Origin of the sequence: Sphingomonas jatrophae (genome assembly GCF_900113315.1) — a bacterium.
GTDB lineage: Bacteria > Pseudomonadota > Alphaproteobacteria > Sphingomonadales > Sphingomonadaceae > Sphingomonas_P > Sphingomonas_P jatrophae.
Window position 1 is genome coordinate 1,605,357 of the sequence record NZ_FOZG01000001.1, and the last position, 24,417, is coordinate 1,629,773.

Genomic DNA, 24,417 nt, shown 5'->3' on the forward strand with positions numbered 1-24,417 from the left:
CGGGCGAGAAGGACGAGGAGCAGGCTGTGGAAGACACCCCCTATCTGATGCGCGGCATCCAGACGGTCGAGACCGAGAGCAGCACGCTCGTCAGCTCGTCACCCTATCTGAACGAGCCGCGGCTGCGTGACTGGATCGCGACGCACTATCTGCGCCGTAGCGGCCGCGATCTGCCGACCACCTCGGACGCCTACAAGCTGCACCGCATCCTCAGCGAAGTGCAGGACATGGACCGGATCGAGGCGCTGTTCACCGAGGAACGACGTCGCTCGCCCGATCTGGATCGCTGGTTCAGCGACGGCTTCGTCTCAACCTACACGCCCGAGGATCTGCTGACCTATCCCGAAGGCTCGCTCGGCTACACATTCGGTCGCTATCTGGTCGATAACCAGTATCAGGTCGACATCGTGCCGCGGTTCGAGCCGAAGACGCAATATCAATATTATGCGCTGCGCAGCGGCCAGACGCATGACCTCGAGCATATCGTCTGCGGCGGCGGCTTCGACATCCTTGGGGAGCTGATCCCTTATTATGCCCGCCTCAGCAACGTGCCGCGTTTCCTCAGCGCCGAGCTGGCCGGGATGGTCAATGCCGGCCAGCTGTTCGGCTCCACCCGCATCATGATGCGCACCGGGCTGCATTATCAGCAATCCTATCCGATGGCGCTGAAGGCGGCGCAGCACGGCATGCGCGTGGGCGAGGCATCGGGGCCGATCTTCATGGCGCGCTATGAAGACGTGTTCCATCTGCCGATTCCCGAGGCCCGCGCGGCGCTCGGCATCCGCGAGGCGGTGGAGCTGGACACGCGCGAGGCATCGCTGGCGTGGGATGAATATCGGTAAGCCGGGCATGCGGCGCTTCGATCCGGAGACGGCGGCGATCGTCGTCGAATTGCAGCAGATGCTGTTCGACTTCGGCCACGAGATCGACGCCAATCAGGGGCGGAACATCACCGCTTTCTATGCCGAGGATGGCGTGTGGGAGCTGGGGGATCGCCACCTCGCCGGCGACGCCGCCATCCGCGACTTCTACACCGATCATTATGCGCGGATCGCGCGCGAGCAGAAGGACGGCCAGCGCCAGTTGCTCCACGCCTTCGTCAACGTGCGCGTCAGCGTGGCCGAGGATCGCCGCCACGCCACGCTCGACTTCTTCAACCTCAACTTCTCGGCCGAGGGCGCGCGGCCGATAGAAGCCGCGCCGATTGCGCCCAACATGATCGTCGAATGCCGCATGGAGTGCCGCCGCGAGCCGGACGGCGCGTGGCGCATCACCCGCTTTGCCGGCACGCCGCAGTTCGTCGGAGGCGAGAGCGTGGCGGCGCGCCTGCTGGGGCGCGCCGGCTAACCGCGATAGGGCTGGGTGAGGCGCGTTGCCAGCATCAGCGCGGCGGCCGCGAGGCTTGTCACGGCGAAGGTGCCGAACAGGAGGTCGTAGCCGCCCGTGCGGTCATATGTTTCCCCGGCGAAACGCACCACCACCGCCCCGGTCAGCGCCGTCACCGGCGTCATCAGCCCGCGCACGGTGCCGAACGAGGTGGGCCCGAACCGGTCCGCCAGCAGCGCGTAGAAGATGGGTGCGACCGTGCCCGAACACACGCCCACCATTGCCGCACAGGCGGCCAGCGCCGGAAAGCTCCGGCTGACGAGAAAGCCGCCGCTGATCAGCGCGCCGAGCGCGAACAGCAGCGCCAGCAGGATGATCCGGTCGATCCGATCGGCCACCTGCGACATGAGCAGCTTGGCCGCGATCGCGGACCCGCCCGAGATCGAGATCAAGGTCGTCGCCTGCAACAGGGTCAGCCCCTCGCCGACGGCGAGCGGCACCAGCGTGATCGAGATGGCCTGCGCCATGCCGAGGACGAGCGCGGTGCTGATCCCGATCGACCAGAATTGCGGCATGCGCAGCACCGCGGCGACGGGCATCGGTGCGCCGCTTGCACCGCGCTGGCCGGCGGGCGTCGCGGGCTGTTCGATCCGTCCCTCCTCCTCGCCCGGCCGCTCGCGCACCAGCGCGGTGACGATCAGCAGCACCGCGCCCGATGCGACACCGAGGATGACCAGCGCCGTGCGCCAGCCCTGCGCATGGACCAGCCAGCCGATCAGCGGCGTCACCGCGATGCTGCCGAACGACATGCCCATCGCCGCCAGCATCATCGCCTTGCCGCGCCGCGCGGTGAACCAGCGCGCGAGCAGCGCCGAGACGGTGATCGTGCCCGCCGCCGAAATGGCGATGGCCAGCGGCACCGCCATCACCGCCGCGCTCAGCCACAGCGAGCGCGACAGGCCCAGCGTCACGAAGGACAGGCCGAACAGCAGGGCTGCCGCGGCCATGATGCGGCGGGCGGGAATGCGGTCCAGCAGACGGCCGACGAGAGGCGCGAACACGGCGTTGCCGAAGTTGAGCAGGATCAGCCCGCTGTTCATGTTGGCGCGCGAGAGGCCGAACTCGGCGGAGACGGGCAGGACGAACAAGCCGAAGGCGTTGAACGTCGCGCCGATGACGATCATGTAGACGACGGCGCCCAGCGCGACGATGTTCCAGCCGAAATACATGGGGCCTCCTGATCCGGGCGCGTCCGAGGCCCATTCGGTGGATGGTGACGGCGGGATGCCCGCTCAGGCGCGGGAGCGGGCGAGCGCCTCGGCCGTCATCGCGCGCGCCTTGGCCAGCGCCTCGGCCCGGTAGGTGGCGACGAGATCGGACTGCGAAGCGGCGAGTGCGTCGCGCATCGCTGGCAGGTCGAGGTTGCGGCAATAGCCGGCGGTGCCGGGCTGCTGCCGCCAGGACTCCGCCAGCGGCCCTGCGTCCAGCCCGTCGAAGCCGAGCGCCTCGGCCAGATCGATCGCCTTCCGCTTGGCCGCCATGTCGTCGCCCGCGATCGGCACGCAGATGCGGCCGGGCGTGCCCTTCGGGTGGCCGCCGTCGACGATGGTGGCGGCATGGATGGTGTTGAACATCTTGAGCACCGGCCGGCCGATCCGCTCCGCCACCCACACGCTGTCGGGCATGCCCGCCTCGATGGCGGCAATCTCGCCGTCGCGGATCGGGTAATGGTTGTTCGCATCCAGCACGATCGTGTCGGCGGGCGTCTGCGCGAACAGGCCGGGCGGCAGCGCGGCGACGGCATGCTGCGGGATGGCGATCAGCACGAAATCGCGCGCGGTGGCCGCCGCCTCGACCGTCACGGGGACGATGCCAATCGCGGCGGCCTTGTCGGCGAGCGAGGCAGGCCCGCGGCTATTGGCCATGCGCACCTCAGCCCCGAGCGGCACCAAGCGCCGCGCGACCGCGCTGCCGATGCCGCCTGCGCCGATGATGCCCACCTGCCACATCGAAAACCGTCCTTCCTGTCAGCGCGCGACGAGAATCGCCGGGATCGGCTGATGCCCGAGACTGCCGGGCAGCGGCGGGTAGGTGGCGCCCGCGACCGGCTCCATCCGCTCCAGCCGGTCGAGCAGCGCCGTCACCGCGACCTGCGCCTCCATCCGCGCCAGCGCCGCGCCGGGGCAGACGTGCGAGCCGGCGCCGAAGGCGAGGTGGCGGCGCGGCTCCGCCCGGTCAAGGCGGAAGTCCCGGCCCTCGTCAAAGACCGCTTCGTCATGATTGGCCGAGCCGATGCCCATCTCCACCCACGCCCCCGCTGGCAGCGTGATGCCGCGGATATTGGTCTCGCGCACGCAGCGCCGCGTCGTCCGCTGCACGGGGGAGTCTCGCCTGAGCGACTCCTCGACGAAGGTCGGCACCAGCGCGCGATCCGCCTGAAGCGTCGCCCATAAAGCCGCATCCTGCACCAGCCGGTTGACGAGATGCGCCAGCAGCGAGCGCGTGGTGTGGACGCCGGCCTGGATGAGGAAGTGCAGCTGTGTGATGATCTCCGCATCGCTGAGCGGCGCGCCCTCCACCTCGGCGGCGAGCATCAGCGCCATCAGATCATTGGACGGCGTGGCCATCGCGCGCTGCTGCGCCAGATAGTCGCGGAAGAAGATGTGGCTGGCGGGCCCGCCCGGCGGCACACCGGGCGTGGCGGGGCGCTGCATCAGCGTGCCATCCCACGACCACACCATGAACGCCTGCGCCGCCGCCTCGTCCAGCGCCATGATCCGCGCCATGGCGAAGGCGGGGATGGCCATGGCATAATCGTCGTGCAAATTGGCCGGGCGGCTGGCCAGCATCGCATCGATCAGCCGGTGGCATTCGGCCGCGATCAGCGGCTCGATCTGCCGGAGCCTGGCGCTCGACATGGCGGCGGTGAGCAGGCGGCGGATCGCCTTGTGCCGCGGCTCCTCGATCTCACTCAGATAATGCTGCTCTGCCGGGATCGTCTCGACGCCGCCGGGCAGGCCGGTGATCGGGCCGAGATCGGCGCGGAACGTGTCGACATCGGTCAGCGCGGCGGCGACATCGTCGAAGCGGGAGAGATACCAGGCGCCCGCCGGCGTGCGGAAGACGGGTGCCTCGCACCGGATGCGCGCGAGCTTATCGAACGGCACGCCTTCGCTGGCGAAGCGCGGATCATGTGGATCGAAGGCGATATCCGCCGCGCTCACCGCCGCCTCCGTCAGAAATCGAAGCCGAGTTCGATGCCGTAGGTGCGGCCCCGCTCGACGCCGCGGACGAGCTGCGCGGCGTTGACGCCATAGGCCGTATAATCCTTGTCGAGCAGGTTCTGACCGAAGGCCGAGATGCTCACCCCGCCGCGGCCGACGGGCAGGTCGGCGATGCCGATGCGGCCGTCGAGCAGCCAATATCCGCTCGCCGTATTGTAGCGGTCGACCGCCGCCCGCTGACCGTTCAGGTCGAGCACCGCCAGCGGCCCGAGCTGCACCTTGCTGCGATAGCTGGCATCCAGCCGCGCAATCGGGTGCGCGCCGTTGCCGAAATCGCTGCCGCTATAGCCGATCGAGGCGCGGCCGGTCCATTTGGAGGTGAAGGGCGGCCGGGCAATGCCGGCGACATCGACGCCGCCAAGAACATATTCGCGATACTTGAAGTCGACATAGGACAGGTTGCCGCTGATCGTCAGCCCGCGCACCGGCACCAGCTCCAGCTCCGCCTCGGCACCACGGATGCGCGCCTTGCCCGCGTTGGAGATGGTGCTGATGCCGTTGGCGAAGACCTGCGTCTGCAGATCCTTATAGTCGTTCTGATAGGCGGCGAGGTTCAGCCGCAGATGGTTGTCGAACAGCTTGGACTTGATGCCGACTTCATAGGCGGTCAGATCCTCGGGGTCGAAGCGCGTGCCGGCATAGATGCCGCCCGAAACATAGGCCGTACTGACCTTGGCGTAGGTGGTGATGTCCTCCGTCGGCCGCCACGTCGCGATCACGGCATAGTTGGTGCGCTTGAACGAGGCCTTGAAGTTGCCGACCCCGATCGAGCCGACCTGCGCGCCCGACAGCGACGTGATCTCCGTACCGCGATCGTCGATCGAATAGCGAAGGCCGCCGGTCAGGTCGAAGCTGTCCGTCAGGTGATAGGTGCCCTGCGCGTAGAAGGCGAAGGCGTCATTGTCCGTGCGCAGTTGCGTAATCGGCGGCGCGGCGGAGACGGGCGTCAGCACGCCGTTGGTGAACGACGCGAGCGAGGCGAGCAGGTTGGTCGTGGGATTCTGCTCGTGAAAGTAGAAGGCGCCGGCGATCAGGTCGAACGCCTGCGTGGTGATCGTCGCCTGCGTTTCCTGGCTCCACTGCTGCTGGTGGTTTTCATAGCCGTTGAAGATCGAGAAGAAATGATCGCGCGGGCCCGGCCGGTTGGCCGGATTGGTGATTGCGGCGGCATTGCCGGTAAGCAGCCCCAGCAGCTGCGCGCGGCTGAACAGCAGCCCGCCCGATGCGCCGAGATCGAAGATGGACGGTGCCTGATCCATCTTGCGATAGGAGGAGATGCTCTTCAGCGTCAGCCAGTCGGTCGCATCCGCGGTCAGCGTCAGGCTGTGCCCCTGCGTTTTCACCCGGTCGACGCTGTGAGCGTTGGCGACGGCGTCGAGCGGCTCGGTCGAAATGTTGGTGATGCCGCCGTAAAGCGGCTGGAGCGCGAGGATCGGCCCGACGAGGCGGCCCAGCGCATCCGCCGGCAGCACGCCATAGCTCTGCTGCACGCGGCCGACCGAGCGGGAGTCGGTATAATCAAAGCGGTAATCCGCCTGCACCGCACCGAATTCGCCGCGCAGGCTGACGAGCACGCCGTCGACATTGCGGCCGCCCAGCCGCTTGGCCGCCTTGAACACGCCGAACTGCGGCACAGTCCGCGACACGTCGAAGGTCTGCCCGCCGATCAGGTTGCGAACGTCGCCCTTGATGTCGTCATGCAGGTAGGAAATGCGCGCGGAGAAGGGGCCGACCGACGGCAGATCGAGCGAGATCTTCGCGCGCTTGGCATCGTAATTGCCGTAGGACACGGTGCCGCGCACGCCGAATTCACCGCGCGGCGCGGCGGAGACGATGCTGATCGCGCCGCCCGTCGCGTTCCGCCCGAACAGCGTGCCCTGCGGTCCGCGCAGCACCTCAACCCGCTCGATATCGGCCACCTCGAACACCGAGCCGACGACCCGGCCGATATAGACGCCGTCGACATAGATGCCGACCTTGGGATCGACCGCGACGATCGTGCTGCCGGATGAAATGCCGCGAATATTCACCGTCGGCACCGTCTGGCGCCCCTGCGTGTTGATCTGGAGGCCGGGCGCAATCACCGACAGGTTGCGGATGCTGGTGATGCGCAGGTCGGTCAGCTGCGCGGCGGTGACGGCGGTGACCGCGACGGGCACGTTCTGGAGATTTTCCTCGCGCCGCTGCGCGGTGACGACGATGTCCTGCAGCGCGTTCGCCTCGGCCGGCTGCTCGCTCGGCACCGGCGTGGGAGCGGAGGCGGGTTGCGCCCAGGCCGCCGACGCGCCGAACACCGAAACGCCCGCCAGCAGCGGTGCAAGGGCCATCGCCTTCATCTCTTCTCTCCCTTTTTCCCGACCAGATCTTGGCGCTGGCTTGCGGGTTCTTCTTCGCCGGACACAGACGATGGTGTGGAGTGCGACGGCACCGCTTGGCGTCCCCGCCGCCCGTCCGCACGCCCCGCTGCCCCACTTCTCTGCCCTCGGGTGAGGTGAGCCATGCGGAAATGTCTCCGCAACGCTGCCGCGTATTTTTCCGGATCACCGGATTGCTCGGTTTCCGCGGCATGTGGCGGGTGCAATCGCGTTATACGTATGGCATAAATGAATGCCTCGTCCGGGTGGAACGACTTGAGCGGCAGATCCGGCGCCGGGCGCACGGAGGGATGCATGAAACTCGGTTTTCTCATCAAGAACGGCACCGTCGTCGACGGTACGGGCGCGCCGGCCTATCGCGCGGACGTTCGCGTGACGGACGACGTGATCAGCGAGATCGGCCCCGACCTGGAGCGCCGCGGGCGCGAGCAGGTGATCGACGCGACCGGCTGTTACGTGGCGCCAGGGTTCATGGAAACGCACAACCATTTCGACGCGCCGATGTGGTGGCTGCCCTCGATGGAGCCGATGCCCGGCTACGGTGTCACGACCTCGATCAACGGCAATTGCGGTTTCGGCGCGGCGCCGATCAGCGCCGATCCTGCGGTGAAGGCGGAGGCGGTGAAGATCTTCTCCTTCTTCGAGGATATTCCGGAGAAGCCCTTCCTTGAGCGGCTGCCATGGGACTGGCAGCGGTGGAGCGAATATCGCGCCTCGCTGGAGCGCAACGTCAAGCTGCCGCTCAACTTCGCGGCCTATTGCGGGCACATCCCGCTGCGCCTGACGGTGATGGGGCTGGAGGCGTGGGATCGCGCCGCGACGCCGGACGAGATCGCCCGCATGGCCGAGCTGCTCGACGACGCGCTGGGCGCAGGCGCGATCGGCCTGTCGACCAACTTGCTCGACAATGACGGGCAGGATCGGCCAATCCTGACCAAGAAGGCGGACGATGCCGAGTGGAGTGCGCTGCTCGACGTGCTGGAGCGGCATCCGGGCAAGGTGCTGCAGGTGATCGTCGATTACGTCATGCGCGTCGATGCGCCGCAATCGATGGAGCGCGTCACGCGGCTGGTGCGCGGCCGCAATGTGCGCGTGCAGGTGACCGGCGCGGTGCCGACGCTCGCCTTCCAGGATCGGCTCGTCTCAGGCGCGCTCGACATGCACGAGGCGCGCAAGGCCGAGGGACTGGACGTGTGGGCGGGCTATCATCACGTCGCCTCGACGATCCTGATCGGCTTCATCAACTCGCTCGTCTGGGCGCAGACCAACAATTACGTCTGGAACGAGATCATCGAGGAGCGCGACGAGCAAAAGAAGCTCGCCATGCTGGCCGACCCGGAATGGCGCGCGCGGGCACGCGCCTCATGGGACAGCATCCGCGACGTCTCGCGCGCCAAGAGCCCCGATGCGTTCGAGTTGTTCGACAGCGAGACCAATGCCGGGCCGACGGGCATCCTGCTCAGCCAGTTTATGCGCGAGCGCGGCTACGATCATCCGTCGGATGCGCTGGCCGACTGGGTGATCGACAATGGCGTGCACTCCAACCTGCGCATGGAGGAAGCCGCCAAGCATGACGCGGCGATGCGCTATGTGTTCGATGATCCGAAGGCGATCGGCAACATCTCGGACGCAGGCGCGCACGGCAAGATGTTCTGCGGCATCGGCGACAATGTGCTGCTGCTCACCCGCCATGTCCGCGACAAGAACGACCTGACCATCGAACAGGCGGTGCATATCCTGACCGGCCGCATCGCCGACTTCTTCAACCTGCTGCCCGAGCGCGGCACGCTGCACGTCGGCAAGAAGGCGGACATCACCGTGTTCGACCTCGACGAGATCGAACGGCGGCCCGAATTCAAGCGGTTCGACGTGCCGGACGGGGAGGGCGGCGTCACCTATCGCTACAGCCGCGATCCGGCCCCGATGCGGTTGACCCTCGTCAATGGCGAGGCGACCTTTGTGCGCGGCGAGTTCACCGGCAAGTTTCCGGGCAGGATCGTCACGGCGGAGGCCCCCGGCCGCACCGCGCAGCTTCAGGCCGCAGAATAAGCGGCAGCGACCAAGGAGAGCGATGATGGACACCAAGTTGCAGGTCAGCGAGGCCGACCTCGCTTACTATAACGGCGCGGCCAAGGCGCACACGACCGAGAGCTCGACGCTGATCAGCTCCTCCCCCTATCTCAACAATGCGCAGCTGCGGGAGCTGATCGCGCAGGAGATGCTGCGGCGGAACGGCCCCGATCTGCCCAATACCGCCTTCATCCCCAATGTCGTCGGGCTGATGAACCAGATGGAGGATTATGCCCGCATCACCCAGCTGTTCGAGGAGGAGAAAGCGCGCCTGCCCGCGTTCAAGGCGTGGCTGGACGGGCGCAAGAATTCGAACTTCACCATCGAGGAGACCAAGGGCGCGGAGCCGGGCACGCTGCGCGCGGTGATCTACGACTTTCTCGCCAATAGCGGCTACGACATGGACCATTTCTACAAGGGCATGAAGGTCGAGACGGATCTCGAATTCTACCGCAAGGAACGCGTCCACACGCACGATATCGAGCATATGATCACCGGGTTCGAGACGAACCATGGCGGCGAGCTGGCGCTGCTCACCGCCAACAGCCGGGCGATCTATCGCTATTTCACGCCGGAACTGGCCAACTACATGTTCCGCACGCAGACTTACCTTCGCGCCAAGACGATCATGAAGGCGGGCCTGTTCTATCCCGAAAGCGCCGCGCAGATGCAGGATTTCGAGGATATCGGCGCGGCACAGGGCCGGGCGTGGAAGCATCCGCTCTTCATCGTGCCGTTCCGCGACTATCTCGACTGGCAGGTGCGCGACATCCGCGAGGAATTCGGCATCATCGATGTGCTGCCGTCCGGCTACTGGGCGCACACCACCGCATTCAGCGAGGATCCACGGCGCGAGGTGGCACAGGCCGCTGAATAAACTCTGGCCGACGGGCAACAAAAAGGGGCGGCGTCCACTGCGGACGCCGCCCCTTTTGCATGCGGGCTATTCCGCGGCCTGCGCGAACGCCTCGGCTGTCTCGTAACCGGCAATGCGGCCGGGATAGGCGCCCGTGAAGCTGCCGCCGTCGAAGATCGGCTCGCCATGCACCAAAGTGATGCGCATCGGCGCGGCATCGCGCGTATAGCGATATCCGCGGCCGCCCGATCCGTCTGGCACGTCATACTCCTTGATCATCGGCCGCCGCTCGATCTCGTCGATGTGCCACACCGCGATGTCGGCGCTCTTGCCCTCGGCGATGTGGCCGCGGTCCGAAAGACCGAAGAACTTCGCCAGCTTGCCCGTCAGATTATACACCGCCGTCTCGACCGACAGATGCGTGTTGTCGCGCGCGAAGCTGTTGATCAGGTCGATATGGTCGCCGATGCCGCACAACATCTGCGCATGCGCGCCCGAATCCGACACGTTGCCGATCGCATATTCATCGTTGAACAGGTCGACGATCTGCTGGTGCGAGGCGAGCGACATGTTGAAGCCGAGCGTGGAGCCGATGCCATTTTCCAGCACCCAGTCCGCCAGCACGTCGGACGGGTGCGTGTTGCCGCCGCGCGCGTCGATCACGTCTCGGAAGGTCACGTCGGAGCCGTAGGGCCCGACACGATACTGGCTGTCGCGCATGATCACCGTCTCGGGCTTCCGGAACATCGCCTGGGGATACATGTCCTCCCACGATGCCCGCGCCCGCGCGCGCCAATCCTCGCTCGCCAGCATCTCCAGCTTGCGCGCGGCATTGGCCTCGCGCGCCAGCTCCGCCCAGGCCAGATTGTTGATCTGCGCGAAGGTGAGGGGGCTGTTGAAGTTGATCATCGTCGCCGGCGGCACGTGCGTGAAGGCGGTGTAGAGCGGCAGCCCCTCACGCTTGTAGCGCTCATGCTCGTCGATCAGCGGGCCGATGCCGCGTGCGATCTGATAGGACAGGAACGGGACGCCGCCCCAGAGCGTGCGGAACTTGCGATGCTTCACCAGCGGCTCGAACCGCTTCATGTCCTCGACGCCGACGAACTTCTGGAAGGAGGAGATGACGATCTCGAACGTCTTTTCCGGATAGTCGTCGAGCACGTCGAACAGCGCGGCGAACTCCTTGTCCTCGGCCAGCAGCGACGGCACCGGATTGCCCTGCGCGTCATAATCCAGCGTGTTGCTGGAAAAGCCGATCGCGCCCGCATCCAGCGCCTCGCGCAGCATCGCCGCCATTTTCGCGATCTCGTCGTCGGTCGCCGCGCGCGTGGTCGCGTCGATGCCCATCGCGGCGAGGCGGAGCGCCTGGTGGCCGCAGTAGAATTCGAAGTTGATCGGCACCTTCAGATGGCGCTGCATCGATGCGCGATATTCGCCCCACGTCTTCCAGTCCCACGGCAGCTGCGAGTGGAAGGGTTCCAGCGGGATGTCCTCGAAGAAGGAGAAGATGCCGATCATCGCATCGCGCGCTTCCTTCGTCTCGGGCACGGGGGCCGCGCCGAAGCCGCAATTGCCGTTGATCGAGGTGGTGATGCCATAGCCCGGCAGCGGGAACATGTTGGGCATCCACCACATCGGCGCATCATAGTGATTGTGCGTCTCGATGAAGCCCGGCGTCACGTAGCAGCCGGTCGCGTCCACCACGCGCTCCACGCCCTGGCGCTCCAGACCGGCCGCCACCGCGACGATCTTTCCGCCCGACACGCGCACGTCCGCCTTGAACGGCGGATTATTCTGCCCGTCGATGACGGTGCCGCCCTTGATCAGGATGTTGTAGCTCATCTTGCCTCTCCACCTCGCCGCCCGGCTGCTCTGTCCGGACGGTGACAAACCTTCGTGAGTCGCTATGCCCGGGCGCTCGACAGATGTGGCGCAGGCCGCGGGAAGTAGTCTCGGAGAGTTCTCCGCAATGGTCAAGTGCAATCCATGAAGGCCGCGCCGCATCACATGCGCGATGTCGCGCAGGCCAATTACGAGCGGCTGATCGAGGTCGCCCGCGCCGCGCTGGCCGCCGATCCCGCCTCGTCGCTCAATTCGATCGCCAAGACGGCAGGCGTGGGGCCGGGCACGCTCTATCGCCATTTTCCGACGCGCGGCGCGCTGATCGTCGCGGTCTACCGGGCCGAGCTCGAGCAGGTCATCACCATCGCGCGCGATCTCGGCGAGCGGCTGACCCCGGTCGAGGCGCTGCGCGCCTGGTGCCACCGGCTGGTCGAGCTGGCGCGCCAGCAGCACGGCTTCGTCGAGCTGCTCCATGCCGTCACGACCGAGCAGGAGCGGCACGAGGCGCATCTGCCGGTGCTGGCGGCGATCTCGCACCTGTTCGACGCATGCCGCGCCGCCGGAGCCATTGCCGGCGACATCGACGCGATCGACCTGCAACTCGCGCTCAGCTTCATCTGGCACGTCCGCTCGGAGGAGGGCGAGCGGCGAGCGCACCGCGTGGTCGATGTGGTGCTCGACGGCTTCACCGCGCAATCCGTCTGAGCGGTGGCGGCAGCCTGCTTTGTCAGCGCCTTGTCGGCGAGATCTTATATCCGGTCTGTGCCTCCCAGCGGGTGAACCAGGGCTGCAATTGTCTTGCGCGGAAGCCGGGCTCGGCCGCGATCGTCTCGCCGATCACCAGCGGTTCGCTCCCGCCGGCCGGAGTCCGTGGCCAGACCGGCAGCCCCGGCCCGTTCGGATCGCCGCTGCGCGCGAAATTGAGCAGGTAGTTGTGCAGCGCTCGGGTCACTGCCCGATCCTGTTCGCCGGACGGCGGCGTGGTCCGCCCCCCGCCCTCGAAGCCGAACCAGCGCCGGAAATCCGCGCAATGCGGCGCACCGGGCTGCTCGCCGCGCTCGGCCTGCGGCACATGATCATAGTGATAGGCCCAGGATGGTGCCCCGCCATTGGCCGCCAGCGTGGCAAGGCCGATCGAGCCGCTGGTGAAGATGAAGTCGGTCTGCACCTGACGCAGCAGCTCTCTCGCGTCGAGCCGGCCATAAGCCGGCGCCAGCGCCGCGAAGTCGATGTCGAAGCGCTGTTCCATCGTCGGTCGGTCGAAGCCCATGAGGCCGAACACGCTCGCTTCGTTGCTGGTCGATCCCACCAGCAGCGGGGCCTTGTTCCAGCGATCCGTAGCGAAGGCGACCGAGATGGGCTGCGGCAGCCAGGTGCCGTCGACAACCGCGCCGAAATCGGGCGCGCCCTTGTCGCCAGCCATCACCTGCGCAACGCTGAGCGCCCGCAGTGGCGCCAGCGCCTTCGCGCCCTGCGCCGTGACCCCGACCCGCCCGGCAAAGGCGATTCCTTCCTTCTCAGCGCGTGCGAGCGGACGATCGCCGTTGAACAGGCCGCCGCCCGAATGCGGGCTAGCCTTGGCGATCAAGCCGCGCGCCATCGGTGAGCCGAGCACGCCGTTCACGCCCGAGCCGCCGGCCGAGCAGCCGATCACGGTCACGTTCCCCGGATCGCCGCCGAACTTCGCGATGTTGTCGCGAACCCAGCGCAAGGCGGCGATCTGATCCATCAGGTAATAATTGGAGTGGGCCCGCGGCGCTTCGCTCGTCAGCCCGGGATGCGAGAAGAAGCCGAGGCGGCCGAGCCGGTAATTGGCCGCGACCAGCACGACGCCGTCCTTGACGATCGGCGGGATCGCCCGGTCGATCAGCTCGCGGCCTGATCCGACGAAGTTTGCCCCGCCATGGATGACGAACAGCACCGGCAGCTTTCGCGCCGTCAGATCGGGCGAGACGACGTTCAGGAACAGGCAGGATTCGGCTTGGGGATGTGTCTCGCGCGTCTCCGAGGCGGGCTGCGGACAATCCGCGCCGAAGGCCGTTGCGTCGCGCGTCTGGCGCCACGCGGCGGCCGGGGCGGGCGCCTGCCAGCGCCGCGGGCCGACCGGCGGCGCGGCGAAGGGAATGCCGCCGAAGAAGAAGGCTCCCTCGCGCATCGCCCCGCGCACCGGGCCGGCCGTGGTGGTGACGACGGGTTCGGTCGGTGCGGCGCCAGCAAGCAGCAGCGAGGCGAGCGATAGGGTCCGGAGTGCGCGCATCAGCAGCCGATCCCACGCGCCATGATGGCGCGTGCGCGGGCGCGCACCGGCGCGTCGACCATCGTGCCGTCCACACGCGCAACGCCATCACCGCTGGCCAGCACGCGGCGTGCCCAGTCAAGCTCGTCTGGCGATGGCCGGAACGCCTCGACCACGGGTGCCACCTGCGCCGGATGGATCAACAGCTTGCCCCCGAAGCCGAGCGAACGCGCGTGGCGGGCGTCGTCGGCGGTGACTGCGGGATCGGACAGCGCGGTCGTGACCCCGTCGAGCGGCGCCGAGAGGCCGCCCAGGCGCGCGGCCAGCACGAGTTCGCCGCGGGCGGGCGCCAGCGCCTCGCGAACGTGATCGCACCCGAGATCCGCGGCGAAATCGATCGAGCCGAAGGCGATCCGCGCGACGGATCCCGAGGTGGCGAGGCTCCTTGCCGCGGCGATCCCGTGCGCGGTCTCGATCAGCGCCACCACGGGATGGATCGCAGCGATCCGGGTGCAGTCCGCCACCCGCTCCGCCTTCGGCAGCATGATCGCGGCCAGCGGCAGGCGGGAGACCGCGTCCAGATCGTCTTCGTGCCACGGCGTGCCCGCCGCATTGATGCGGACGAGCACGGGCCGCTTGGTAAAGTGCTTGGCCAGGGCCGCACGCGCCGTCGCCTTGTCCGCAGGTGCCACGGCATCCTCCAGATCCAGGATCACCGCATCGGCCCCGCTCGCCGCTGCCTTGGCGAAGCGTTCGGGGCGGTTGGCGGGCACGAACAGGGGAGCGATGAAGTCGAGCGGGGCGGGCATCACGGTCTCCGATCGGGTCCGTCGGCGCAGACGTCGATGACGATCTTGCCGGCCGCCTTGCGGTCCATCATCAGCCGGATCGCCTGCGCCGCATCGGCCAGAGGGAAGCGGCGACTGATGAGCGGCTGGAGGCGGCCATCGAGAAGCCAGGCATAGAGGGTCGCCATGTTGGCGCGGTGTTGCTCCGGCTCTCGCACGGTGAAGGCGCCCCACAGCACGCCCACGATCGATGCGGCCTTGAGGAGCGGCAGATTGAGCGGGATGGCCGGGATCGTGCCCGCGGCAAAGCCCACTACCAGATAGCGGCCGTTGCGGCCGATGGAGCGGAAGGCGGGCTCGGCCAGCGATCCGCCCACCGGATCGACGATCACGTCGATGCCGGCCGTGCCCTGCGCCTCTCGCAGGGCCGTGCGGAGATCGCCCGCTTCATAGTCGACCAGCACGTCGGCCCCGCGCTCGCGCGCCAGCGCCAGGCGGTCCGGTGCGGAGGCGGCGGCGATTACCCGCGCGCCCATCGCCTTGGCGACCTCTACGCTGGCAAGGCCAACGCCGCCGCTCGCGCCGAGGACCAGTACCGTCTCGCCCGGCTGGACGGCGGCGCGCTGCGCCAGTGCGTGATAGGCGGTGCCATGGGCCATGGTCATGGCGGCGGCCACCCCCAGCGGCACACCGTCGGGGACAGCGATCAGCCGGTCGGCCGCGACCACGACATGCTCGGCGAAGGCGCCGGCAAGCGTCATCGCCGCCACCCTGTCGCCGAGCGAGACACCCGTGACGCCTTCGCCGATCGCATCGATCCAGCCCGCCGCCTCTCCGCCGGGCGTGAAGGGCAAGGGCGGCTGGAGCTGGTAAAGGTTCTGGATGATGAGCGCGTCGGGCAGGTTGACGCCCGCTGCCGCCACCCGGATCCGCACCTCGCCCGGGCCGGGCGAGGGCAGGGGCACGTCCTCGACGATCAGGTCTTCGGGCGCACCGTGTGCGTGGCAGCGGAGCGCCTTCATGCCGCCGTCTCCGCGCGGAAGGCGGCGAGCAGTTCTCCGTAGTCGTCATGCGGATGCATGCGGCTGTGCACGCCGGCCGGCCACGCAGAATAAGGCGTCTGCGCGGGCAGCACGGACCTGTGATCGAAGAAGCCTCGGCGCCGGATGATCTTCCAGGCGCCGCCCCGCCGTTTGAGGCGGTCGACATAGCGCCCTTCGATGAACACGTCCTCCTCGCCCCCACCATCGGCCGTGGCACGGCGCTGGTGGGCGACGAAATAGCTCTGCGCGAGCGCATGATCGCCGGCCACCTCGACCAGCACGTTGGACAGGTGGTGCGCCGCGAAGTGACAGCCCGCGAGGACCCCGGCGGCGAAGGTGACGAACGCCGCCACATCGCCGTTGAACGAGCCGTGTTCGATCCTCGCCTCGGGCCAGTAGCTTGCCTGCACGGCAGCGAAATCCTGCCGGTCGTTCGCATAAGCGATTTCGTATAGCCGGTCGGTGATGGCGAGCTTGGCCTCCACACGGTCCAACCGGCCGGCGCCGTCAAGCTCGTCCGAGGTCATCGCGCTCCTCTCTCCCCGTCTTCTTTCTGCACGACGGTATAGCTTTGGGCTACCCTGTCAACGGCATCGCTCACCCCGACCACGATGCTCAAAGGTAACCGAAAACGAACCTGCAATGCAAAATCTCTTGCTTTCGTAACCAAGGCGGCGTTTGTGTCGCGGCGAGAAGGCCGGGGCAACCGGGCGTGTGTGGCGGGAGAGCGGCTTGCCCGGCGAGACGAACGAGACGGATGGTCCGGTGATCGTAACCGATCTGGGCGCAGTCCGTGGCGTCGTGCTGTCCGGACGTGCGGCTGCGTTCCGCGGCATCCCCTATGCCGCGCCCCCAATCGGCCCGCTGCGCTGGCGCGAGGCGCAGCCGGCGCAGGCATGGTCCGGCGTGCTGGATGCGACCCGCTTCGGCCCCGCCTGCCCGCAGCGCGCCACGCCTGCAGCGCCGCCGGTGCCGCAGAGCGAGGATTGCCTGACGCTCAACATCGTCACGCCCGATCCGGCGGCCAGCGGCCTTCCCGTGCTGTTCTCGATCCACGGCGGCGCCTTCTTCGTCGGATCGGGCCGCTACATCGCGGACAAGGACCTTTCGCCGATGGTGCGTCGCGGCGTCGTGCTCGTCGCGCCCAATTACCGGCTCGGCCGCTTCGGCTTCCTCGCTCACCCAGCGCTCACGCGCGAGGCGGGCCGCGGCACCGGCAATTTCTGGCTAAGCGACCAGCTGGCGGCGCTCGACTGGGTGCGGCGGAACATCGCGCGCTTCGGCGGCGATCCCGGGACCATCACCATTCTCGGCTGCTCGGCCGGTGGATCGAGCGTCAACGCGCTCCTGACGAGCCAGCAGGCGCGCGGGCGGTTCGCGCGCGCCGCGGTCCACTCCGGCGGCGGCCTGTTCAACGCGGCGCGTCCGCTCGCGCGGGCCGAGGAGGAGGGGATCGCCTTCGCCCGCCGCGCCGGCATCGCGGAGGACGACGCCGCTACGCTCGACCGACTGCGCGCGCTGAGCGTGGATGAGGTGCTGGCCGCGGACCCCGGCCCACCCGATTTCGGCCCGATCGTCGACGCCCATCAGATTCAGGCGCCCGTGGCCGTTGCCTTTGCCGGGGAGCGTCAGGCGCCGGTGCCGTTGATCGTCGGATCGACGAGCAACGAGGCCAGCATCTTCGGCATGATGGGCTTCGATGCCGCCACGCTGAAGGCGCGGTTCGACATCGATCTGGCGAAGCTGCGCCCGCTCTACGAGGAAGCCGGACCAGTGAACGACGGCGAGCTGCTGCGGCGGGTGCAGACCGACTTCCTGTTCACCTCGGCCAGCCTCGGCCTCGCCTCGCTCGCCGCGCGCACCGCGCCGACCTGGTCCTACCATTTCGACTATGTCCCGGCCGCCCAGCGCGCGAGCAAGCCTGGCGCGTCGCACTGCGCCGACATGGCCTATACCTTCACCGACGATGCCCGCCGCACCGCCGACGACATGGCGGTGGCGGAGCGCCAGCAGGCTTACTGGTACAATTTCATCCGAACGGGTGATCCGAATGGGCCCGGCCTGCCCGAATGGCCGCGCGCCGCACCCGGCGAGGTGGTGACCATGGTGACGGGCGAGGCGGTGCGGATGGTGCCGGCGCTTCACCGCACGCGCATGGCCTATTGGCACGATCGCTGGGCGCGCGAGACCGGCGCCGCGGTCAAGCCCTGAGCATCGGGGGAGGGGCGGCGTGAAACTGTATCACTGCGGCGGCTCGCGCGGGTTGCGCGCGTTATGGACGATCGAGGAGATCGGGCTGGATTGCGAGCTGGTGTCGCTGCCATTCCCGCCCCGCCGTGCGACGCCCGGTTATACCGACCTGAACCCCGTCGGCACGGTGCCGACGCTGGTCGACGGCGACGTCGTGATGACCGAGTCCAGCGCCATCGCCCAGTATCTCGCCGCCCGCTATGCGGCGGATACGCTCGCCGTCGGCGTCGATGAATCGGATTTCCCGGCCTATCTCGACTTCCTCCACCACGCCGACGCCACGCTGACCTTCCCGCAGACGGTCTACCTTCGCTACGCGGTGCTGGAGCGCGAGCGGGGGCTGGAGCCGGCGGGGCTGCTCTATGCCGATTGGTTCGGCAAGCGGCTGGCCAAGGTCGAGCGGCGGCTGAGCGGCCGGGATTATCTCTGCGCCGGGCGCTTCACCGTCGCTGACATCGCGGTCGGCTACGCCATCCTGCTCGCCGAGAAGATCGGCCTGTCCGATCGCGTGCCGCCGGCGATCGCCGCCTGGTTCGACGGGCTGACCGCGCGACCGGCCTATCAGCGCATGCTGACGCGCGATGCCGCAGCCGTGGTGCTGGCGCCCGGCACGCCCCTTACCTGATCCGAGGAGCGCACAGGATGACCGACGCGCAGCATGGCGTCGACCGGCCGCTCGCCGGCATGACGATCCTGGACCTGCTGGAGGCGCCGCTTGCGGGCGTCACGCGGACTTATGTGGAGCTTGGCGCCCGAGTGGTGCGGCCGGAGCCGGGCGGCGCTTACGCCGGTGCAGCGGTCAACTCGCCCGAGGGGGTGCGCTGGCTCGTCGCCAATGTCGGCAAGACACTGATCGACGGCACGGATGCTGAGCTGCGCGCCTCCGCCGACCAGGCGGACATGATCGTGCAGGGTGCCGGCGGGCCCGCCGAGGCGCTGCTCAGCGACGGGAGCCGAGCGGCCGTCCCGGTGCTGACGGTGAGCATGTTCGGCACGGGCACCAGCTACGAAGGCTGGCAGGCCACCGATCCGGTGCTGCACGCGCTCACCGGTGAGCTGTCCCGCTCCGGCCTCGCGCCGCGGGCGCCGCTGCTGCCGCCGGGCGAGCTGGCAATGCAGTGCGCGATGGCGCAGGCGGCCTATGTCGGCATGGCGGCGCTTTATGCGGCGAAGCGGACGGGGCAGGGCGACCGGATCGACGTGTCGATGCTGGATGCGGCCGGCCAGGCGCTCGATCCCGGCTACGGCATCTCCGGCAGCGCGACACTCGGGCGCGCGGCGAGCCACCTGCCGCCCGAACGGCCGGTCAAAGGCTTCCAATATCCGATCTTCCCGTGCCGTGACGGCGATGTCCGGCTCTGCCTGCTGGCGCCTCGGCAATGGCGCAACATGTTCGACTGGATGGGCCAGCCGGAAGCGTTCGCCGGTGTGGACTATAACAATACCGGTGTTCGCCAGCGCTCCGCAGCGCTGACGGCAGCGCTCGCCGCGTTCGTGCAGGACAAGAGCCGCGCCGAACTGGAGCGCGAGGGCATGGCGCGCGGCATCCCCATCTCGGGGCTGCTGTCGCTCGACGAATGCCTGAAGGCCCCGCATCTCGCCGCCCGGCAGGCGATCGGCACGGTCCACGATCCCTCGGGCGTGGAGATCCGCTCCCCCGATGGCGTGATCGAGATCGATGGCGTGCGGATGAGCCCGCGGGTGAGCGCCGGGATCGAAGCCGCGGCGATGGCGGCGGATGTAAGCAGCACGGATCCGGCGCGGCCACTCGCGGGGATCAGGGTGCTCGATCTGGGCGTGATCGTTGTCGGCGGGGAGCAGAGCCGTCTGCTGGCGGACCTTGGCGCGGATGTCGTGAAGGTCGAATCCGCTGCCTTCCCCGATGGTACGCGCCACTCCTATCTGCCCACCGGCCTGTCGGTGAGCTTCGCCGCCGGCCACCGCAACAAGCGCAGCCTCGGCCTCAACCTGCGCGATGACGCCGGCAAGGCGCTGTTCTGTCGTCTGGCGGCGAAGGCGGACGTGATCCTGTCCAACTTCAAGCCGGGCACGATGGAGGCGCTCGGCCTCGGCTATGATCGGATCGCCGCGATCAATCCCGGCATCGTCATGGTCGAAAGCAGTGCGTTCGGGAGCACCGGCCCCTGGGCGGGGCGGATGGGCTATGGGCCGCTGGTGCGTGCGGCGGCGGGGCTGACGGGCAAGTGGCGCTACCCCGACGATCCGACAAGCTACAGCGATTCGATCACGATCTATCCCGATCATGTCGGGGCGCGATACGGCACCATCGCTGTCCTCGCGCTGCTTGCCCGTCGGCTGCGGACGGGCAGGGGCGGGCGCGCAGCGATCTCGCAGCTGGAGGTCATGCTCGGCCACTTCGCGGCGGAGATTGCGGGCGAAAGCGTGGGGGTTTCGGCGACGGCAGCGTTGGACGCGCCGTGGAACGTGTTCCGCGCACAAGGCGACGATGAATGGTGCGTCGTGACGGTGCGGGGCGATGCGGACTGGCTGGCGCTGGCGCGACTGCTCGACCGTCCGGACTGGACCGGCACCGCTTATGCGTCCGCCGCGCAACGGCTGGCACAACGGGAGGCGATCGAGCGCGACGTTGCCGCCTGGATGGCGACGCAAGATGCGGAGGGGGCGATGCGGCGGCTGCAGGCCGCCGGCATCCCCGCCGCCCGCATGCTGCGGATCGCCGACCTGCCTGACTTCAGCTATTACCGCGAGCGCGGCTTTTTCCGCGTCGATCGCCACCCGCACATGGACGAACCGGTCATCGCCGAGCGCCGCCATGCGGTGTCGGCGCTGCTGGCCGAGCCCGACACGCGTCCTGCCCCGCTCATGGGCGAACATGGCGCGGAGGTGCTGCGGGACTGGCTGGGCCTGAGCGCGGCAGAGATTGCGGACCTGACGGGGGGCAAGGTGATCGAGCCCGTCTCCGCTGATATCGCCCGCATGGTCGCAGCAGGCGAAGGGCGCGCGCCGGCCTGACGGCGCTGGCTCGGCAGGGCACTGCACGGCCATCCTGAAGATGCGTATGCACGTTCGGGCGCTAGGATCTCGCTTGGGCGAGGCCGTCCATACCGGGGCAAATGAAAGGCCCCGCCACCCCCTTTGACAGGGGACAGCGGGGCCTCGCCGAACAGGTGAGATCAGAAGCGGAAGCGCACGCCCGCCGTGAAGGCGCGGCCGATAAAGTCATAGACCGCGATGTTGGTCGGGATGTTCACGCCCGGGATGGTGCCGGGGATGAGCGGCGGATCCTTGTCGAACAGATTGTTGACCGTGCCGAACAGCTCCATGTTGCCCTTGCCGTGCGGCACGGTGAAGCGGACCGACAGGTCGGTATACCAGAAGGCCTTGACCGAATCGTCGACAAAGGCCGCGGGCAGAACCGGCACCACGCCGCCGCTGGCCAGCAGCGGATTGGCGATGCCCGGCGGAATGTCCAGGCGCATCTTGTGGATATACTGTTCGGACAGGGTGATGCCGAAATTGTCGGTCGAATAATCGAGCGTCAGGTTACCACGCCAGCGCGGGAAGCCGGCCGGATTGCTGCCGACGACACTGACGCCCGTATAGTTCGACAGCGGTGCCCCGGCGAAGCGCTGGGCCACGAACTTGTCGAGGTAATTGGCGTAGAGCCGGACGGACAAGGCGCCTTCGCCGACGCGCGTGCGATAATTCGCATCGATGTCGAGGCCCGCGGTCTTGAGGAACGCGATATTGGCCGGCTGGATGCGCACCAGCGACGGGAAGGCCGTCGGGCTGGTGCGGTCGATCTGCGCGCATTCCGGCGATCCCGTGCCGCCGGCATTCAGGCAGGCGGTGAGGATTTCCTGCGCGGTCAGCTGCTCGATAAGGTCGTCAACCTTGATGCGGTAATAATCCACCGACACCGAGAAGCCCGGCAGGAAGGAAGGCGAGAAGACGCCGCCGATCGTCAGCGTCTTGGCGACCTCCGGGTCCAGATCACGGTTGCCGCTGGTGACGCTCGCCACGTTCAGATTCTGCCCCGAGCCATAAGCGCCGGAGGCGGAGCGGGCATCGTTGACGATGCCGATGCCGCTCTGCGGGCCGGAGAACAGCTCGAACAGGTTGGGCGCGCGGATGTCGCGCGAGTAGTTGGCGCGCAGCAGCAGGTCATCGACCGGCTTCCACGTGCCGCCCACCTTCCACGTCGTCACCGAGCCACTGGTCGAATAATCGGTGTAGCGGACGGCGCCGTTCAGGCTCAGTTCCTGGAAGAAGGGCGTGTCCTTCAGGATCGGAACCGCGACTTCGCCGAACACTTCCTTGACGTTCAGGCTGCCGCGCGCCTGGCCGACATTGGTCAGCCAGTAGAACAGGGCACCCGCCGGCACGTTGCGCAGGCCCGCGAAATAGGCGCTGCGCTCCGCCGTCGTGTCGAGGAGCGAGGGATCGGCATTGCTGACCAGCCGCAGCGTCTGCTTGCGATATTCGCCACCCACCGCGAAATCCACCGTGCCTGCTGGCAATTCGAACGCGCTGCCGCTGATGCTGGCGACGACCGAATCCTGCTTGGTCTTGGCGCGGTAGCGCGACGTGCCGGTGGCGTAATCATAGCCGGCCGGTGTCGCCGCAGCGGGATTGCCGGCGAACACGTTCATGGGCGAGCAGCCCTGGAATTGCGAGGCGAACTCGGTCGTCAGCACGCGACAGGTGGGCGTGCCATTGACCGAGACGACGTCGGTCGCCGCGTAAAGGGCGCGATTGTCGTAAAGGCCGTCGACGCGGCTGTTCAGCGTGGAATCGCCATGCGTGTACGACGCCTGCCACTTGAGCGTGCCGAGCGAGCCGGTGAAGCCGCCCGTCGCCAGCCAGAAATCGGTCTTGTTGCGCGCGACCGGCTGCGGCTGCCCGGCATTGTACTGGCCGACCTGCACGAAGTCGCCCGCGGTGGGCAGCGTTGCACGGATGGCAGCAGGCAGGAACGGGTTGTCGCGATAGACCGTCACCGTCTGGCTGGGCGGCACCAGCGCATTGGCCTGCGTGATGAAGCGCAGCTCGGACCGGGAATATGCGCCTTGCGCGAACGCGGTGATGTCGGGCGTTAGCTCATAGCTGACGCGACCGAACGTCTGATAATTTCGGCTCGGCACGATCGCGCTGGTGTTGCTCGGGATCTCATAGCCGTCGCCGCCCTGCTGGAAGCCGGTGGTGCCGGTGGGCTGGCCGAGATTGAACGGCCGCGTGGTGCCGTCGGAGTTGATCACCTGGCCGACGAACGGATTGCCCGCGACGCTGGAGCCGACGATGCGGCCGTTGCCCGCCACCGCCGAGATGCGCACGTTGTTGGCGATGGTGTAGGGATTGACCTGCGTGCCCGGCGCGGCCGTGCAAGTGCGCTGCTGCGCGCCCGCGGCGGCACTGCACAGCGCGTTGTTGCTGCCGACATAGACCGCGTTGAGGCGGCCGATTGCCCGCTCGTCGCGGTCCATGCCCTCGTTGTTGAAGAAGTCACCGCTCAGCAGGACGTGGCCCTTGCCGCCGCCGAAGTCGAAGCCGCCGGCAAGGCCAAGGCGCTGGTTGGCGTTGTAGCCGCGCTGCGCGACGCCTGCCTGCGCCACGCCCTTGATGCCGGTGAAGTTCTTGTCGAGGATGAAGTTGACGACGCCGGCGACGGCGTCCGAACCCCACTGCGCCGATGCGCCGCCGGTCACCACGTCCACGCGCTGCATCAGCAACTCGGGGAGCACGTTGGTGTCGATCGTGCCGACATAGGTCGTCGGCGGCACCCGGATGCCATCGAACAGGATCAGCGTGCGCAGCGGACCCTTGGGATTGTTGCTCGGAATGCCGAGGCTGCGCAGGTTGAGGATGTTGCCCTGGATCGGGAAGTTGGAAAAATTGCTCGCCGAGCGCGCTGGGCTGAGCGAGTTCGAGAATTGCGGCAGCTTGTTCAGCGCGTCGGGAATGCTGGACGGCGTGGAGCGCAGCAGATCATCGGTGCGCGCAACGGTGACCGGGGTCGGCGCGGTATAGCCGTCGCGGACGATGCGCGATCCGGTGACGACGACATCCCCGCCGGCATTGGAGGGCGTGGCGGGATCGGAGGTGGTGCTGACGGTGCCGGGTGGGGGGACCGGCTGCCGGTCGTCCGCGACCTGCACGCCGGCTGCTGCCGACGGCGGAACCGCGGCGGCGTCCTGCGCCCATGCCGGCGCACTGGCGCCGGCCACACCCGCGCTGCTCAACAGAATGCCGACTAGACGACGCATCTATCCCTCCCCGGTTTGCTGATGGCCTCAGCACATTTATATCCTGCTGTGCAGATTTGACGGAATTCCTCCCGCTGTCAACGAAAAACCCGCCTAAACTTG

General features: G+C 67.9%; 18 protein-coding genes. 8 read left to right on the top strand and 10 right to left on the bottom strand.

The genetic code is table 11. The features are described from left to right. Window positions 1–26: 26 nt before the first annotated feature. On the top strand, window positions 27–842 hold the full coding sequence (locus BM360_RS07585; RefSeq protein ID WP_242653351.1) for a Coq4 family protein: 816 nt from the start codon (window positions 27–29) through the stop codon (window positions 840–842). Beyond that, a complete protein-coding gene (locus BM360_RS07590) occupies window positions 829–1,347 on the top strand; it encodes a nuclear transport factor 2 family protein (protein WP_165611236.1) in 519 nt (172 codons plus the stop codon). Before BM360_RS07585 ends, BM360_RS07590 begins: the two co-directional genes overlap by 14 nt. On the opposite strand, the gene BM360_RS07595 is transcribed toward BM360_RS07590, so the two are convergent. The 4 genes from BM360_RS07595 to BM360_RS07610 form a co-directional block, all read right to left on the bottom strand. Continuing rightward, entirely contained in the window at window positions 1,344–2,555 is a 1,212-nt protein-coding gene (locus BM360_RS07595) for an MFS transporter (RefSeq protein ID WP_093312994.1), read from the bottom strand. The two genes, BM360_RS07590 and BM360_RS07595, sit on opposite strands and share 4 nt — an antisense overlap. A gap of 63 nt (window positions 2,556–2,618) precedes the next feature. After that, a complete protein-coding gene (locus BM360_RS07600; RefSeq protein WP_093312996.1) occupies window positions 2,619–3,335 on the bottom strand; it encodes an NADPH-dependent F420 reductase in 717 nt (238 codons plus the stop codon). Window positions 3,336–3,353: 18 nt separating this feature from the next. Further along, the gene (locus BM360_RS07605) at window positions 3,354–4,550 is read right to left on the bottom strand and encodes a cytochrome P450 (protein WP_093312998.1); all 1,197 of its coding nucleotides are present in this window, start codon (window positions 4,548–4,550) and stop codon (window positions 3,354–3,356) included. 11 nt (window positions 4,551–4,561) lie between these two features. Then, window positions 4,562–6,946, bottom strand: a complete 2,385-nt coding sequence (locus tag BM360_RS07610) for a TonB-dependent receptor (RefSeq protein WP_093313000.1) — start codon at window positions 6,944–6,946, stop codon at window positions 4,562–4,564. A 333-nt stretch (window positions 6,947–7,279) separates the two neighbouring features. Here BM360_RS07610 and BM360_RS07615 point away from each other — a divergent pair, with 333 nt between their 5' ends. Together BM360_RS07615 and BM360_RS07620 are read left to right on the top strand one after the other, a co-directional pair. Next, on the top strand, window positions 7,280–9,034 hold the full coding sequence (locus tag BM360_RS07615) for an N-acyl-D-amino-acid deacylase family protein (RefSeq protein WP_093313003.1): 1,755 nt from the start codon (window positions 7,280–7,282) through the stop codon (window positions 9,032–9,034). Window positions 9,035–9,056: 22 nt separating this feature from the next. Next, window positions 9,057–9,932 (top strand): hypothetical protein, encoded by an 876-nt coding sequence (locus tag BM360_RS07620; protein WP_242653352.1) that lies wholly within the window; start codon window positions 9,057–9,059, stop codon window positions 9,930–9,932. A 66-nt stretch (window positions 9,933–9,998) separates the two neighbouring features. Here BM360_RS07620 and BM360_RS07625 read toward each other — a convergent pair whose 3' ends face one another. Beyond that, window positions 9,999–11,753 (bottom strand): amidohydrolase family protein, encoded by a 1,755-nt coding sequence (locus BM360_RS07625; RefSeq protein ID WP_165611237.1) that lies wholly within the window; start codon window positions 11,751–11,753, stop codon window positions 9,999–10,001. A gap of 144 nt (window positions 11,754–11,897) precedes the next feature. On the opposite strand from BM360_RS07625, the gene BM360_RS07630 reads away from it, so the two are divergent. Beyond that, window positions 11,898–12,458, top strand: coding sequence for a TetR/AcrR family transcriptional regulator (locus BM360_RS07630; RefSeq protein WP_093313007.1), 561 nt, complete (start codon window positions 11,898–11,900; stop codon window positions 12,456–12,458). 22 nt (window positions 12,459–12,480) lie between these two features. On the opposite strand, the gene BM360_RS07635 is transcribed toward BM360_RS07630, so the two are convergent. From BM360_RS07635 to BM360_RS07650, 4 genes are read right to left on the bottom strand one after another with little or no spacing between them, the layout of a single operon-like run. Beyond that, window positions 12,481–14,010 (bottom strand): carboxylesterase/lipase family protein, encoded by a 1,530-nt coding sequence (locus tag BM360_RS07635; RefSeq protein WP_093313009.1) that lies wholly within the window; start codon window positions 14,008–14,010, stop codon window positions 12,481–12,483. Further along, a complete protein-coding gene (locus BM360_RS07640) occupies window positions 14,010–14,798 on the bottom strand; it encodes an HpcH/HpaI aldolase/citrate lyase family protein (protein WP_093313011.1) in 789 nt (262 codons plus the stop codon). The genes BM360_RS07635 and BM360_RS07640 overlap by 1 nt, the downstream gene beginning before the upstream one ends. Further along, window positions 14,798–15,799, bottom strand: coding sequence for an NADPH:quinone oxidoreductase family protein (locus BM360_RS07645; RefSeq protein ID WP_093313013.1), 1,002 nt, complete (start codon window positions 15,797–15,799; stop codon window positions 14,798–14,800). Before BM360_RS07645 ends, BM360_RS07640 begins: the two co-directional genes overlap by 1 nt. Then, window positions 15,796–16,347 carry a nuclear transport factor 2 family protein gene (locus BM360_RS07650; RefSeq protein WP_093313015.1) on the bottom strand — a complete coding sequence of 184 codons (552 nt, stop codon included), beginning with the start codon at window positions 16,345–16,347 and terminating at the stop codon, window positions 15,796–15,798. Before BM360_RS07650 ends, BM360_RS07645 begins: the two co-directional genes overlap by 4 nt. Window positions 16,348–16,552: 205 nt before the next feature. On the opposite strand from BM360_RS07650, the gene BM360_RS07655 reads away from it, so the two are divergent. Genes BM360_RS07655 through BM360_RS07665 form a run of 3 tightly spaced genes read left to right on the top strand, consistent with a single transcriptional unit; the run spans window position 16,553 to window position 21,064 of the window. Further along, a complete protein-coding gene (locus BM360_RS07655; protein WP_242653353.1) occupies window positions 16,553–18,031 on the top strand; it encodes a carboxylesterase/lipase family protein in 1,479 nt (492 codons plus the stop codon). A gap of 19 nt (window positions 18,032–18,050) precedes the next feature. Beyond that, window positions 18,051–18,695, top strand: a complete 645-nt coding sequence (locus tag BM360_RS07660) for a glutathione S-transferase family protein (protein WP_093313017.1) — start codon at window positions 18,051–18,053, stop codon at window positions 18,693–18,695. A 17-nt stretch (window positions 18,696–18,712) separates the two neighbouring features. Further along, window positions 18,713–21,064, top strand: coding sequence for a CaiB/BaiF CoA-transferase family protein (locus BM360_RS07665; protein ID WP_093313019.1), 2,352 nt, complete (start codon window positions 18,713–18,715; stop codon window positions 21,062–21,064). A gap of 161 nt (window positions 21,065–21,225) precedes the next feature. Here BM360_RS07665 and BM360_RS07670 read toward each other — a convergent pair whose 3' ends face one another. Beyond that, the gene (locus BM360_RS07670) at window positions 21,226–24,315 is read right to left on the bottom strand and encodes a TonB-dependent receptor domain-containing protein (RefSeq protein ID WP_093313021.1); all 3,090 of its coding nucleotides are present in this window, start codon (window positions 24,313–24,315) and stop codon (window positions 21,226–21,228) included. Between the last annotated feature and the right edge of the window lie 102 nt (window positions 24,316–24,417).

Bases quoted from the DNA above. Each gene is read 5' to 3' on its own strand.
- BM360_RS07610 (WP_093313000.1), bottom strand. From the start codon at position 6,946: ATGAAGGCGATGGCCCTTGCACCGCTGCTGGCGGGCGTTTCGGTGTTC.
- BM360_RS07620 (WP_242653352.1), top strand. From the start codon at position 9,057: ATGATGGACACCAAGTTGCAGGTCAGCGAGGCCGACCTCGCTTACTAT.
- BM360_RS07650 (WP_093313015.1), bottom strand. From the start codon at position 16,347: ATGACCTCGGACGAGCTTGACGGCGCCGGCCGGTTGGACCGTGTGGAG.
- BM360_RS07645 (WP_093313013.1), bottom strand. From the start codon at position 15,799: ATGAAGGCGCTCCGCTGCCACGCACACGGTGCGCCCGAAGACCTGATC.
- BM360_RS07635 (WP_093313009.1), bottom strand. From the start codon at position 14,010: ATGCGCGCACTCCGGACCCTATCGCTCGCCTCGCTGCTGCTTGCTGGC.
- BM360_RS07670 (WP_093313021.1), bottom strand. From the start codon at position 24,315: ATGCGTCGTCTAGTCGGCATTCTGTTGAGCAGCGCGGGTGTGGCCGGC.
- BM360_RS07630 (WP_093313007.1), top strand. From the start codon at position 11,898: ATGAAGGCCGCGCCGCATCACATGCGCGATGTCGCGCAGGCCAATTAC.
- BM360_RS07595 (WP_093312994.1), bottom strand. From the start codon at position 2,555: ATGTATTTCGGCTGGAACATCGTCGCGCTGGGCGCCGTCGTCTACATG.
- BM360_RS07590 (WP_165611236.1), top strand. From the start codon at position 829: ATGAATATCGGTAAGCCGGGCATGCGGCGCTTCGATCCGGAGACGGCG.
- BM360_RS07665 (WP_093313019.1), top strand. From the start codon at position 18,713: ATGACCGACGCGCAGCATGGCGTCGACCGGCCGCTCGCCGGCATGACG.
- BM360_RS07640 (WP_093313011.1), bottom strand. From the start codon at position 14,798: ATGCCCGCCCCGCTCGACTTCATCGCTCCCCTGTTCGTGCCCGCCAAC.
- BM360_RS07625 (WP_165611237.1), bottom strand. From the start codon at position 11,753: ATGAGCTACAACATCCTGATCAAGGGCGGCACCGTCATCGACGGGCAG.
- BM360_RS07600 (WP_093312996.1), bottom strand. From the start codon at position 3,335: ATGTGGCAGGTGGGCATCATCGGCGCAGGCGGCATCGGCAGCGCGGTC.
- BM360_RS07615 (WP_093313003.1), top strand. From the start codon at position 7,280: ATGAAACTCGGTTTTCTCATCAAGAACGGCACCGTCGTCGACGGTACG.